Consider the following 12,776-nt stretch of genomic DNA (forward strand, 5'->3'; position numbering starts at 1 on the left):
TTTCGCGTGGCTCGCCAAGTGGGCTGCGGGCGGCGCCTGATCACGGCAGGACCGCAGCTGCGGATCACGCTTCCAGTGCCAGCAGCCTGGTGATCCGTGCCTCGGCGCCCGGGTCCGAGTCGGCCAGCAGTGACCGGGCCCGGTGGAACGCGGACACCGCCTCCTCGCGGTCGCCGCGCGCGGCCAGGGCCATGCCCAGGTACTCCCAGCACCTTCCCTCCAGGTGCGGGTGCCCGACCTCGTGGTTGGCCTCGATGCCCTGGCGTGCCGCGGTGACGGCCTCCGCCGGCCGTCCGGCGCTGTAGAGCAGCAGGGTGAGCTGCTCGTAGGCGATCGCCGTGTTGTAGCGGTCCCCGAGCTCCTGGTAGACCGCCATCGACTCGGTGTGGAGCGTCAGACCGCGGTCGGGGTCGCCGAGTGCCAGGGCGACCTGTCCCAGCCCGCTGAGCGTCGCGCCCTCGCCGAACCGGTTGCCGATCGATCGGTGGAGCGCCAGTGCCGCCTCCAGCATCTCCCTTGCCTCATCCAGGCGTTGCAGCTCGAAGTAGGCGTTTCCGAGGTTGTAGCGTGCGGCCGCCTCACCGCGCGTGTCGCCCTGGGCATGTCGCATCGGGATGGCGCTCCGGTACGAGCCGACCGCTTCGGCCAGCCGCCCGGCCCGCAGCTGTGCCGAGCCGAGATCGATCAGCAGGCTCGCCCTGGAGCGGTCGTCGCCGACGAGCGTCGCCGCGGTCAGGCCCAGGGTGCAGGCGGCGATCCAGTCGTCCCAGTGGCCCCGGTGGTTGAACAGTTCCCACAGTGCGGTGGGCAGCCGCATCGCGGCGTCGTGGCGTCCGGTCGTGGTGGCGGTGCCGAGCGCCGCCATGAGGTTGCGGTGTTCGGCGTCGAGCCAGTTCTGCGCCGCGTCGTACGAGTCGAACTCAAGGCGCTGCCGGCCGGGTTGGACCTGGTCGGATACCGCGTGGCGGCGCTGCGGGGTCATCACCCGGGCCGCGGCGTCCGCACTGTTGAGGTACCAGGCGAGCAGCCGGTCCAGGGCCGCCTCGCGTCCCTCGGCCGGCACGTCCGCGGCGGCCCGTTCCCGGGCGAACACCCGGACCAGGTCGTGGAACGCGTACCGGTGCGGCCGGCCGGCCTCCAGGAGGTGGAGCCGGGCGAGGAGATCGAGGGTGCGCTGGGCGCCGCGGGTCTCGACGTCCAGCAGTGCCGCGGCCGCGGGGGGAGTGATGTCCGGGCCGTTCCACAGCCCGAGCAGTCCGAAGGCCTCGGCATCACCTCGCGACAGGCCGCTGATTCCGAGCGCGAAACTGGAGCGGACGGCACGGTCCTCGACCTGGAGCGCGTCCAGCAGCCTGCTCTCGTCCCGGAGTTCGTCGGCCAGGGTCTGCACGGTCCAGCCGGGTTGGCACGCCAGGCGGCTGGCGGCGATGCGGATGGCCAGCGGCAGTCCGGCGCAGCTCCTGAGCACCGATGCGACGGCCTCGGGGAACGCCGCGGCCGCCGCACTGCCGACGATGCGCGTGAACAGCTCCAACGCCTCGCGGTCGTCCAGCACGTCGACGGTCAGTCGCCGCACTCCGTCCAGCCCGGGCAGGGCGCTGCGGCTGGTGATCAGCACCGCGCAGGAGCCCGAGCCCGGGAGCAACGGGCGTACCTGGGCGGCGTCCTTGACGTTGTCGAGCAGGATCAGCACGCGTCGTTCCGCCAAGGTGCTGCGGTAGAGCGCGGCACGCTCCTCGAAGTCCGGCGGGATGTCATCCTGGGCGACCCCCAGGCCGCGCAGGAACCGGCCGAGCAGGTCGCTCGGATCCGCCGGCGGCGCGCCGGCACCGTGCAGATCGGCCTGGAGCTGGCCGTCGGGAAACCGCGAGCGCACGCGGTGGGCGACGTGAACTGCCAAGGCTGTCTTGCCGATACCGCCGGCTCCGTCGAGTGCCGTGAGCACGAGCGGTCCGTCGTGGCGGTGGTCGGCCGTGCTGTGGAGCAGCTCCTCCAGGCGTGCCACCAGCGCTGAGCGGCCGGTGAAATCCGCCAGGTCGGCGGGCAGTTGCGCCGGGCGGGCCAACCCGGGCCGAGCCACCGGCGCGGCGAGGACCGCAGCCGCCCCTGGCGTGGCAGGGACCGCAGTCGCTCCCGGCGCGGTGGGGACCGCAGTCGCTCCCGGGTGGCCCGGCAGCAACAGCGAAGGATCATCGGCCAGCACCGCCCGGTGCAACTCCTGGAGCTCCGAGCAGGGTTCGATCGCCAGCTGCTCCACCAGCATGCGCCGACCGGTCTGAAAGACCTCCAGCGCGTCGGCGCGCCGCCCGCTGCGGTGCAGCGCGAGCATCAGCTGGGCTCGCATCCGCTCGTCGAACGGCTGGGTCTCGACGCGTGCACCCAACTCGCCCAGCAGGTCGGCATGTTGCCCCAGCCGCAGCCGCAGGTCGATGTGCTGGTGCCGGGCCCGCATCCGTGCGCTCTCCAACGCCTCGACCTCGCGGCGAAGCACGGCGCTGTCCGGCACGTCGGCCACGGGCTCCCCGCGCCACAGCCCCAGCGCCTCACCCAGGACTCGCTCCGCGGCACCCAGGTCGCCGAGCTCCCGGAGCGTCTGCGCCCGCTCGCACGAGTCCTGGAAGGTGACCAGGTCCAGCTCGCCGTCGCGCAGCTCGACGGCGTACCCGCCGCTCCTGGTCACCACGCGGCTACCCGCCTCCCGGCCCAGGGCGCGCCGCAGGCGCATCACATAGCTGGGCAGGGCCGCCGGGCTCCGGGACGAGAGACGACTGTCCCACACCGCCTCGGCGAGCTGATCACGCGTCACGGTCCGTCCGGCGCGCATCAGCAGCAAGCCGAGCAGCGCCCGCAGACGTGCGCCGCCCACGGTTATCTCGCCGCTCGAGTCCGACACCCGTAGCGGACCCAGCACCCCGAACTCCACGCCAGCCCCCTGGTGCCGGTACCGCCCCCGCTCCGGAACAGCCGGATGCTACCAGTCTGCTAGCGAACTGCTACGCGACTTCGGCCAGACTCGCCCTGCGCCCCGGCCTGGGATCGGGGACCCAGGCCGGGGCGCACCTGAGATCGGGAGGGATCTCGTTCCCATCCCGCCCCCTGCAGAGAGGCAATGTCCATGCACATCCGCAAGTCGATAGCGACCCTGTCGGTGGCCGGTCTGGCCGCACTGGGGATGACCGTGGCCACCGGGCCGGCTGCCCACGCCGGTGGGTACGGCTGCGCCGGCAGTCCGTCGTGGTCACACTCCGTCGCGAACGGCACGGTGTACGACTACTTCGACGGCACCAACAACTGCTCGGTGTTCGTGAAGTCCACCTACGCGGGCACTCCGACGAGCACCGCGATCCAGATCATGACCAACGCCGGAACCTGGGGCAACTACAACCAGGGGAACTTCAGCTGGTACGCCGGACCGTCGAGCGTCAACGGCGTCGGGAAGTGCATCAGGGAGTTCGTGTACGAGGAGGACCCGTCGGGGAACGTCATCACCGACGAGACGACGCCGTGGCATTCCTGCAGCTGACCTCGCTCTTCTGCACCCACCAGATCCCGGAGTGCTGACCGGGCGTCGTGCTCGGCCGGGCGGCGCCCGGAGGTGCTGGAGCAGGCCAGGGCGGAGATCGACCGCGCGGTCGGCGCGGCCAGGATCGTCCCGGTCCAGGCCGATCTCACCGACCCGCACCAGGTCACCGCCGCCGCGGCTGCGATCGCCGAACTGGGCCCGGTGGACGTCCTGGTGAACAACGCGGGCGCGGTGATCAGTGCACCGGTGGACGACAGCCTGTCCGGTCTGGCCGAGGCCTGGCGGCGGGACCTGGACACCAACCTGCTGACGGCCGTCCTGCTCACCACCGCCCTGCTCGGCCAACTGCGCAGGCCCGGCGGCCGGTTGATCATGATCAGCTCGGCCGCCGCCCAGCGCGGCGGCGCGGGGCCGCACTCGGCCGGCTCGTATGCCGCCGCGAAGGCGGCGCTGCACGGGTGGGCCTTCGGCCTGGCGCGCCAACTGGGGCCCGAAGGCATCACGGTGAACGTCCTCGCGCCCGGATACGTCGCCGACACCGAGATCTTCGGCGAGCAGTGGACCCCGGAGTTCCACGCGGGCAAGATCGCCGACACCCTGGTCGGCCGCGCCGGTACGGGCGAGGATGTGGCCGCCGCCGTCGACTACATCGCCTCACCCGCCGCCGGCTACCTCACCGGCCAGGTCATCGGCCTCAACGGCGGTGCGGTGCTGGGGCGTTAGCGCATGCTGATCCGGTAGTGCTTCAACCGCCCGTCGTCCTCGACGAGTTGCATGCCGACGGCGGTCATCACGCGCTGCGACGGGACGTTGTCGTGCGTGGTGTTGCCGGTGACGGCGGTGATGTCGTGCGCGCGGGCGAGTGCCAGCAGGGCGCGGACGGCCTCGGAGGCGTAGCCCTGGCCGTGCGCGGACGGGATCAGGCCGTAGCCGATCGCGACACAGCCGTCCTCGTCCGGGGCGCCGTGGAAGCCCAGGCCGCCGATCGCCAGGCCGTCCTCGCGGCGGAGCAGCTGGTAGGCGCCGAACGGTCGGGGGTCACCGCCGGCGGCGGCGCAGGTGCTCAAGAACCCCCGGGCCCCGGCCAGCACCCCCGCGGACGGGTAGCCGTCGGCCCACCGGTCGCTGTCGCCCGGCACGCCCGCCACCACGTGCTCCGCCTCGGTGATGCTCATCGGGTGCAGCAGCAGCCGGGTTGTCACAAGATCATCCATGGTCGCCATGACTACCATGCGCGACGGTCGGCGCGCAGCCGGATTGTCCCGCGTCCCGGGCGCCGCGTCACGACGCCGCGTCCCCGGCGCCGCGTCAGGACGACACCGTGTTGCGCTCGCGGATGGCTGCGCGCAGCGCGCGCGGGATGGGGCCGGAGCGGGCGGTCAACTCGGCCAGCCGCTCGCGGTACTCGCGGCGCTGACGCCAGGTCAGGACGGTCCGCAGCTGCGCGGCGCCGGCCAGAGCGACCAGCGCCGCGTCGGCCTGCTCGACCTGGGAGAGCCGGCCGCGCAGGGTGGTGGAGACGATCGCGAGCAGCGCCTTGCGCACCCGCGGGTCCCGTTCGCTGATCCGGGTGGACGGGAAGAGGCCCAGCAGTCGGTGCTCCTCCAGTCGGATCCAGCCGGCTGCCGCCAGCTCGTCGCGGACGGCACGGGCGGGCCGGGCGGTACCGGCCGGGCGGTCGCGCAGTCTGATCCACCAGCCCCAGGAGCGCGGCTTGCTCTCGGAGATCCGTCCCAGCAACTCGGTGAGGACGGGGCTCAGCTCCTGCGGCGCGCGACCGTCGACGCTGGGTCCGCCCGTGCCCGGGACGTCCAGCAGCAGGCCGCGTTGAAGCAGGTCGGTCAGGGCGGCCGCGCGTAGCAGCAGGCCAAGGTCCGCTCGGCCGACCGGGCGGCCCTTCTCCGGGTTGAGCGCGAGCAGGTACAGCTTGCCGGGGAGCGTGTCGGGCAGGTCCATCGGTGTCTCCTCACAGCTCGTCGGAGTCGGGCTCGGGCTCGGAGTCGGGCTCGGTCGCCGGCTCTGGCTCCGGCTCCGGCTCTGGCCCTGGCTCCGGCTCTGGCTCTGGGGTGGTGCTTGTGTTGGGGGCGGCCTTGGGGGGCCGGCCGCGTCGGGGGAGGCCGGCGGCCCCGCCCGGCATCCGGCCGGCGTCCGTGAGCGCGCGGCGGAGCAGGAACTCGATCTGCGCGTTGGTGCTGCGCAACTCGGTTCCGGCCCAGCGGGCGAGCGCATCGTGGACGGCGGGGTCGAGGCGCAGCAGGATTTTCTTCCGCTCGGTTGCCACCGGGCTGTTCCTCCTAGTGGCTACTGGTAGAGCGAACCGGTGTTGACCACGGGCTGGGTGCCCCGATCGCCGCAGAGGACCACCAGCAGGTTGCTCACCATGGCGGCCTTGCGCTCCTCGTCCAACTCGACCACGTTCTGCTCGGCCAGGCGGTCCAGGGCGAGCTCGACCATGCCGACCGCGCCCTCGACGATCAGCCGACGGGCCGCGACCACGGCGCCGGCCTGCTGGCGCTGGAGCATCACCTGGGCGACCTCCGGCGCGTAGGCCAGCCGCGTGATCCGCGACTCGACCACCCGTACGCCCGCCGAGGCGACCCGCGCGCCGATCTCCGCGGAGAGCGTCCGGGTGATCTCCTCGGCGCTGTCCCGCAGCGACATCTGCCCCTCGGTGTGGGCGTCGTACGGGTAGCTGTTGGCGATGTGCCGCACGGCGGTCTCGGTCTGGATGGCGACGAACTCGACGAAGTCGTCCACCTCGAAGAGCGCCTTCGCGGTGTCCTCGACGTGCCAGACGACGACGGCGGCCATCTGGATCGGGTTGCCGTCGGCGTCGTTGACCTTCGCGGTCTCGGTCTCGTGGTTGCGGATCCGGGTGGAGATCCGGCGTCGGGTGGTGAACGGGTTGACCCAGGTCAGGCCGTCCGCGCGGATCGTGCCCCGGTAGCGCCCGAGCAGCTGCACCACCCGCGCCTGACCGGGCGCGATGGCGGTGAGCCCGCGGGAGACGATCATGCCGAAGACGGCGATCACCGGGCCGACGCAGGCCAGCGTGACCCCGGCGGCGCTGCCGCCGCTGCCGTTCAGGAGGCCGATGCCGGTGATCGTCATCGCCGCGCCGCCCAGCAGGCAGAGCAGCACCAGGCCGAGTATCGGCAGCCCGGGAGCACCGGTGATCACCCGCTCGGTGACCTTGGGCGCGGGCATCTCAACGGCGAACCCGTCGACGGGGGGCACGGGGGAGCTGGGAGAGGCGGGAGCGTTGCTGTCGTGAGCGGCCATCGGGCCGACTCCTCTCATCGGGTCCTGGACTCCGGTCTCAGCCTTCGTCCTCGCTGGCGCGAATCTAGCATAGTGATATCACTTTTTCGGCCCCCCGAAACCCCGCCGGCACAATGAAAACGCCCGACCGGCTGGCGGGCCGGTCGGGCGGTTGGGGTGGTCGGATCAGGCTGCGTCGAACGGGGATCGTCTCCGGAAGGCCTGGGCGGCATGGTCCTTGTCCGCGCGGTACTTCTCGGCCTGGGCCGCGCTGAGCCGCTGGATCATCAGGACGGCCAGTACGGCGGCGACCAGGTTGGTCACCTGTATGAGGGGCGAGAACGCGGTCCAGTCCACCGACAGGTAGGGAGTGGCGACGACCGCAGCCCACTTGGCGAGCCACGCGACCCACCACACGTTGACCGGCCAGGTGCCGGCGAGGCCGCTGGCCCGCCAGACGTCCACCGTGATCCGGCGCGGGATCCACCACATCGCCACCGGGATGAACCAGCCGCCGACCGCGTAGCCGGAGGTGTACTTGTGCGCGCCGGGGGCGTATGCCTGCGCATTGAGTCGGCAGCGACGGAACCAGATGACGAAGACCACGATGGTGGCCGTGGACAGAAGACTCTGGAGGGTCACGAACTGCCCGGCCGGCTCGGGGCGGTCTCCGCGGGCTATTCCTCCCCAGAACACCAGGGCGATCTGAGCGATGATCAACGCACTGGTGGTGATGCCCAGTCGCCGCGGATCTGTGATCAGTCCGCGGTGTACTAGGGCGCGAGGCGTCGTCGGCGCGGCGTCGATCGATGGAGAGTTCACTGCGGGGCCCCCAAGCACAGCTGCGGTGCGGGTCACGCGCAGATATCGCCTGCAATATAGGGGCGATCTTCGCGGGACGTCCATGCGTTATCCCTCAGGCCGAGTCGGGGGTGCTGCAGCCGAGCTGGCAGACGGTGGCACTGATCGCCACGCAGCTCAGCATCCCGCTCGGCCAGTTGGGGCTCACTGTCGCTGCTACCGACCATGGCCCACACGGGGCCGCTACGGTGGATCGATCGGCCCACCACCCTCAGGAGGATGCGGTGCTCCGCAGAGAACTCTTCGCCGGCGCGGCGGGCATCGGCATCGCCATCGCGGCCGGTACACCTGCCGTTGCGGCGCCCCGCAACGCCCCAGCCGTCGACCCTGCGGCCGGCCTGGAACAGGCGCTCTTCGAACCTGCAGCTGCGGCCCCCGTCACTCTGCCGCGGCTCGCCACCGGCCTGGCGGCAGCGCACCGGGACTTCGGCGCCGCCCGCTACGACTCCCTGGGCCGGCAGCTGCCCGCCCTGCTGGGTGCGGCGGAGGCCACTCGTGACGCCTCGTCCGGCCGGGCCAGGGAGGAGGCGCACGCCGCGGTCGCCCGCGGGTACGTTCTCGCCACCGAGCTCGCGGTGAAGCAGCACGCCGAGGTGGCGTGGGCGACCGCCGACCGGGCTCTGACCGCGGCACGGGCATCAGGTGACCCGGTGGTGCTCGGCGAGGCCGCCCGCGTACTGGCGATCACGATGAGGCGGGCCGGCCGCACCGGTGCCGCGGTGGACCTGCTGCGCCGCACCGCCGCCCAGCTCGGCTCGGGTCAGCCGGCCGAGCAGCGGGCTGTCGCCGCGACGCTGCTGATGACCGCGGCGTACACGGCCGCGTGCAACGCCCAGCGTGGCGAGGCCCTCGACCTGATGGCCGGTGCCGAGGAGACGGTCCGCACGATCCCGGTCGTCCGGTCGCGGAGGCTGTTCACCGTCGACGCGACGACGGCGCAGGTGGATCTTTACTGGATCGGCATCCACAACGCGCTCGGCACCCCGGACGAGGGCGTCCCGTATGCCAAGCGCTTGTCCGGGGTGTCGTGGCCGTCGGCGGAGCGGCAGGCCAGGGCCGGCACGGATGCGGCCAGGATGTGGCACCAGCTCGGCGATCACCGCCGGACGTTCGGGGCGCTGCGCTCCGTGGAGCAGGCCGCGCCGGAGGAGGTCCGCCGGCCGGCGCTGCGGGCGTTGACTGCGGACCTGCTGTACGGGCCCGTCGCGCTGCCCGGGTTGAGGGCGTTCGCGCAGCGGACCGGGGCCGTCCCAGCCTGACTCGTGACTCATGACACGCGGAAGGCGCTCACCACGAGCAGCACGGTGAGCGCCTTCCGCGTGCGGGACGTCCACGCGTTATCCCTCAGGCCGGGTCAGGGGCCCGGGTCCTGAGCTGCGGACCTGGGCTCCTGACCCGGGTGGGATCAGACCTGCGGGCCGGCCGGGTCCTGGTAGCCGGTGCTCGGGGTGAGCACGCGCAGCTTCGAGGTGGCGCCCGGGGTGGTGGTCGGCGAGGCGCTGGGCGCGGCGGGCTTGACCATGAACTCGTCGGGCGTGTTCGCGGGGAGGAAGAGCTTCAGCAGGCCCAGCGGGTTGATCTGGACCAGGTGGGACGGGGCGTAGAAGTGGTAGCCGTAGTCCAGGCGGGCGCGGTTGTGGGCGTCGACCAGGGGCTCGCTGGTGGCCGTGGCGGCCGTGGCGACCAGACCGGTGTGGCTCTTGGTCACGCCCGGGCCGGCGTAGGTGACGACGACGTCGCCGGGGCGGGCCAGCTCCGGGTGGTCGCCCACGTCGGTGCCGAGGCCGCTGTCCATCAGGTAGTCGTACAGGTTGTGGTACTGCGGCAGGTCGCTGATCAGCAGCAGGTCGTAGGTCTTGCCGTTGGGCGCCGCGTAGTTGAAGTAGGCGTCCTGCGGGTCGTCCGGGCCCAGGCCGGGGACCAGGCCCGCGGCGGCGAGCGCCCGTGCGACGAACTCGGCGCACTGGAAGTTGTCCTGGTCGGCACCGAACGCGACAGGGGTGCTGTCGTTCCAGGCGGTCCACGCCCAGTGGCTGTCCGCGTACTGCACCTCGACGGCGCGCAGCGCGTCGCTGAACGGGTCGGAGGCCGCGGGGCCGGCGACCGGGGTGGTGACCGGAGTGGTGTCATCGGCGAAGGCGGGCGAGGCGAGGCCCGCGGTGCCGCCGACGAGCAGGCCGGCGGCGAGGCCGGTGGCGGCAAGGCGCTTGAGAAGGGCGCGACGCATGGTCATGACTCCTGGGTTTAGCGGCAGAGCGACAAGTGATGATGCGTGAGAACAGTAGTTCGCATCAGATGAAACGATCCTGAACGTGTCAATGGTTCAGACCTTGATCATATTGTGACGCCCTGATGAGTGGCCACTTCGCCTACTCCGCCTGCTGCGCCTACTCCGTCTGCTCCGTCTGCTCCAGTGCGAGCCGGCGGAAGCGCTCCAGCCGCGCTGCGGGGTAGTCGCCCGCCGCCGCGGTGGCCAGCTCCTCGCTCAGCGCGCTGACGATCCGTCGGACGAAGCCGTCCGGATCCTCGGAGCCCGGCACCGGCTCCGGCAGGACCCGGTCCACCACCCCCTCGCGATGCAGCTCGGCGGCGCCGATCCGCTGCTGCACGGCCAGTTCGGGGGCGCGGTCGGGGGTGCGGTGCAGGATCACCGAGGCGCCCTCGGGCGGCAGCGGCGAGAGCCAGGCGTGCTCGGTGGCGACCGTACGGTCGGCCGGCAGCAGGGCGAGTGCGGCGCCGCCGGTGCCCTCGCCGAGCAGCAGGCTGACGACGGGAGCGTCCAGCGTGCTCAACTCCGCCAGGCAGCGGGCGATTTCGCCGGCCAGCGCGCGTTCCTCGGCGTGCACGCTGAGCTCGGCGCCATGGGTGTCGATGACGGTCAGCAGCGGCAGGCCCAGCTCGGCGGCCAGTCGCATGCCCCGGCGTGCGGTGCGCAGGCCGGCCGGGCCGATCGGTCCGTGCAGCGCGGCGGCCGCCCGGTCGTGCCCGACGACCACACAGCCGATCCCGCCCGCTCCGTCGACCGCGCCGAAGCGGGCGAGCGAGAGTCGCAGCGCGTCGTCGCGCTCGCCGGCGCCCGTGCCGGACAGCGGGACGACGGTGTCGGCCTCCGCCAGCAGCTCGACCAGTCCGGGGCGCCCGGGCTGCCGGGTGAGCTGGACGGACTGCCAGATGTCCTGCTCCGCCGGGGTGTTCGCGGCGGTGTTCGCGGGGGTGTTCGTCGGGTCTGCGGCCGGTGGCAGCACCCCGCCCGGGCGGGCGTCCAGGACGTCCAGGATGTCGGCCAGCCGTCGGTGCAGCCGGTCCGGGGGCAGCACGGCGTCCACCGTTCCGTGCAGCCGCAGGTGCTCGGCGCGCTGCACGCCCTCGGGGAACGGCTCGCCGTACAGCGCCTCGTAGACCCGCGGGCCGAGGAAGCCCACCAGTGCGCCGGGCTCGGCGGTGGTCAGCTGGCCGAGCGAGCCCCAGGACGCCAGTACGCCACCGGTGGTGGGGTGGCGCAGGTGCACCAGGTAGGGGAGTCCGGCGGCCTTGTGCGCGGTGACGGCGTTGGCGATGGCGACCATCCGGACGAAGGCGGGCGTGCCCTCCTGCATCCGGGTGCCGCCGGAGGCGGGGAAGGCGAGCAGCGGGAGCCGCTCGGCGGTGGCCCGCTCGATCGCGCCGAGCAGCCGGGTGGCGGTGGCGTTGCCGATCGAGCCGGCCAGGAAGGTGAACTCGCTGAGCAGCACCGCGACCCGTCGCCCCGCGATGGTGCCCTCGCCGGTGAGTGCGGCTTCGTCGGCTCCGCTGCGGGCCCGGGCCCGGGCCAGCGCATCGGCGTACGGGCCGCTGCGCGGGTGCCGGGGCGGGGTGTCCCAACTGGTGAAGGAGCCCTGGTCGAGCACCAGTTCGGCGAAGCGCAGCGCCGCCGGGCGCGGGTCGGCGGGCGGCGCGGTACGCGGCTCGGCGTCGGAGGTGGCGGCGGCGGGTGAGATCGATTCGTCCACGTCGGCCAGTCTCGCGTAGGGGGAGGCCCGCAGGCAGCGTGTTCCTGATCACCCCTGACGTTCCGTCGACTCTTGCGGGAATCGGACGGGCGGAGCCGGGGCCGATCGGGCAGGCTTTGGCATCAGTCCGTCACAAACCGGAGGCGTCGGCTAGCATCGCCGTGCAGTGACGCGGCATCAGAGACGTGGGGGCGGACGACAGTGCACGACGACACAGTGCGGGACGGCGTGGTCCAGGACGATTGGCTGTGGGCCAACACCGACGACTGGGAGCCGCCGGCCGAGCTCGACACCGACATAGCCCACCCCGCGCGGATGTACGACTACTACCTCGGCGGCAAGGACAACTTCCCGGCCGATCGCGAGGCCGCCGAGAAGATCATCGCAGCGGTGCCGTTCGCCCGCCTGGGGGCCAGACTCAACCGTCAGTTCCTCGGCCGCGCGGTCACTTTCGCCGCCGAGCGCGGCGTCCGGCAGTTCCTGGACATCGGCACCGGCATCCCGGCGGTCGGCAGCACCAGCGAGGTCGCGCACCGGGTCGCTCCGGACGCCCGCGTCGTCTATGTCGACAACGACCCGATCGTGCTCACCCACGCGCGCGCTCTGCTGGCCAACCACCCCGCCGGGCACACCACGGTGATCCAGGCCGACCTGCGCGACCCGGCCACGATCCTCGCCGACCCGGGGCTACTCGCTGCCATCGACCTGGCGCAGCCGGTGGCCCTGATGCTGGTCGCGGTGCTGCACTTCATCCAGGACGAGGAGGCGACGCGGGTGGTGTCCCAGCTGCGCGACGCGCTGGCGCCGGGCAGCCTGCTGATCCTCTCGCACGGCAGCCAGGACTTCATGGAGCCGGCCACCGTCCGGGCCAGCACCGGCATCTACAGCAAGGCGAGCGCGCCGCTGGTGCTGCGCGACCGGGCGCAGATCGCGGACTTCTTCACCGGCTTCGACCTGGTCGAACCCGGTCTGGTGCAGTTGCCGCTGTGGCGTGCCGAGCAGTCGCAGCTGCCTGCGGACTGGCACCACGTCTCCGGCTACGCGGGCGTCGCCGTCAAACCCTGAGGCTGGTGACGCCCGATGCCCGTGCCTGCCGCGTGTCGCCTGACCTGGGCGGCGGCGCGGGGACGGACGTAGGGTGG

General features: G+C 72.5%; 11 protein-coding genes and 1 pseudogene. 4 read left to right on the forward strand and 8 right to left on the reverse strand.

The genetic code is table 11. The features are described from left to right. Positions 1-64: 64 nt before the first annotated feature. Entirely contained in the window at positions 65-2,866 is a 2,802-nt protein-coding gene (locus P3T34_RS30500; protein WP_280669252.1) for a BTAD domain-containing putative transcriptional regulator, read from the reverse strand. 243 nt (positions 2,867-3,109) lie between these two features. Between P3T34_RS30500 and P3T34_RS30505 the strand changes: the two genes are divergently transcribed. Beyond that, positions 3,110-3,523 carry a hypothetical protein gene (locus P3T34_RS30505; protein ID WP_280669253.1) on the forward strand — a complete coding sequence of 138 codons (414 nt, stop codon included), beginning with the start codon at positions 3,110-3,112 and terminating at the stop codon, positions 3,521-3,523. A gap of 66 nt (positions 3,524-3,589) precedes the next feature. After that, positions 3,590-4,246: pseudogene (locus tag P3T34_RS30510) on the forward strand (SDR family oxidoreductase); the annotation flags it as partial. Here P3T34_RS30510 and P3T34_RS30515 read toward each other — a convergent pair. The 5 genes from P3T34_RS30515 to P3T34_RS30535 all read right to left on the reverse strand — a co-directional run bounded on the left by P3T34_RS30515 (position 4,243) and on the right by P3T34_RS30535 (position 7,504). Then, positions 4,243-4,737 (reverse strand): GNAT family N-acetyltransferase, encoded by a 495-nt coding sequence (locus tag P3T34_RS30515; protein ID WP_280669254.1) that lies wholly within the window; start codon positions 4,735-4,737, stop codon positions 4,243-4,245. The pseudogene P3T34_RS30510 and the gene P3T34_RS30515 sit on opposite strands and share 4 nt — an antisense overlap. 94 nt (positions 4,738-4,831) lie before the next feature. Next, positions 4,832-5,479 (reverse strand): GPP34 family phosphoprotein, encoded by a 648-nt coding sequence (locus P3T34_RS30520; RefSeq protein WP_280669255.1) that lies wholly within the window; start codon positions 5,477-5,479, stop codon positions 4,832-4,834. Positions 5,480-5,489: 10 nt separating this feature from the next. Beyond that, entirely contained in the window at positions 5,490-5,804 is a 315-nt protein-coding gene (locus P3T34_RS30525; RefSeq protein WP_280669256.1) for a hypothetical protein, read from the reverse strand. 20 nt (positions 5,805-5,824) lie between these two features. After that, a complete protein-coding gene (locus P3T34_RS30530; RefSeq protein ID WP_280669257.1) occupies positions 5,825-6,805 on the reverse strand; it encodes an SPFH domain-containing protein in 981 nt (326 codons plus the stop codon). 165 nt (positions 6,806-6,970) lie between these two features. Further along, on the reverse strand, positions 6,971-7,504 hold the full coding sequence (locus tag P3T34_RS30535) for a DUF4328 domain-containing protein (protein WP_280669258.1): 534 nt from the start codon (positions 7,502-7,504) through the stop codon (positions 6,971-6,973). Between the two features lie 365 nt (positions 7,505-7,869). Here P3T34_RS30535 and P3T34_RS30540 point away from each other — a divergent pair, with 365 nt between their 5' ends. Then, the gene (locus P3T34_RS30540; protein ID WP_280669259.1) at positions 7,870-8,904 is read left to right on the forward strand and encodes an XRE family transcriptional regulator; all 1,035 of its coding nucleotides are present in this window, start codon (positions 7,870-7,872) and stop codon (positions 8,902-8,904) included. A 146-nt stretch (positions 8,905-9,050) separates the two neighbouring features. Here P3T34_RS30540 and P3T34_RS30545 read toward each other — a convergent pair whose 3' ends face one another. Together P3T34_RS30545 and P3T34_RS30550 are read right to left on the reverse strand one after the other, a co-directional pair. Beyond that, on the reverse strand, positions 9,051-9,872 hold the full coding sequence (locus P3T34_RS30545) for an amidase domain-containing protein (protein WP_280669260.1): 822 nt from the start codon (positions 9,870-9,872) through the stop codon (positions 9,051-9,053). A 160-nt stretch (positions 9,873-10,032) separates the two neighbouring features. Further along, positions 10,033-11,634 (reverse strand): carboxyl transferase domain-containing protein, encoded by a 1,602-nt coding sequence (locus P3T34_RS30550; protein WP_280669261.1) that lies wholly within the window; start codon positions 11,632-11,634, stop codon positions 10,033-10,035. Between the two features lie 201 nt (positions 11,635-11,835). Between P3T34_RS30550 and P3T34_RS30555 the strand changes: the two genes are divergently transcribed. Further along, positions 11,836-12,699 (forward strand): SAM-dependent methyltransferase, encoded by an 864-nt coding sequence (locus tag P3T34_RS30555; protein ID WP_280669262.1) that lies wholly within the window; start codon positions 11,836-11,838, stop codon positions 12,697-12,699. The last annotated feature ends 77 nt before the right edge of the window (positions 12,700-12,776 follow it).

The organism is Kitasatospora sp. MAP12-44 (assembly GCF_029892095.1).
Classification (GTDB): domain Bacteria; phylum Actinomycetota; class Actinomycetes; order Streptomycetales; family Streptomycetaceae; genus Kitasatospora.

What these genes read in the sequence shown, in the direction of transcription:
- P3T34_RS30545 (WP_280669260.1), bottom strand. Translation starts at nt 9,872, where the DNA reads ATGCGTCGCGCCCTTCTCAAGCGCCTTGCCGCCACCGGCCTCGCCGCC.
- P3T34_RS30515 (WP_280669254.1), bottom strand. Translation starts at nt 4,737, where the DNA reads ATGGATGATCTTGTGACAACCCGGCTGCTGCTGCACCCGATGAGCATC.
- P3T34_RS30520 (WP_280669255.1), bottom strand. Translation starts at nt 5,479, where the DNA reads ATGGACCTGCCCGACACGCTCCCCGGCAAGCTGTACCTGCTCGCGCTC.
- P3T34_RS30530 (WP_280669257.1), bottom strand. Translation starts at nt 6,805, where the DNA reads ATGGCCGCTCACGACAGCAACGCTCCCGCCTCTCCCAGCTCCCCCGTG.
- P3T34_RS30505 (WP_280669253.1), top strand. Translation starts at nt 3,110, where the DNA reads ATGTCCATGCACATCCGCAAGTCGATAGCGACCCTGTCGGTGGCCGGT.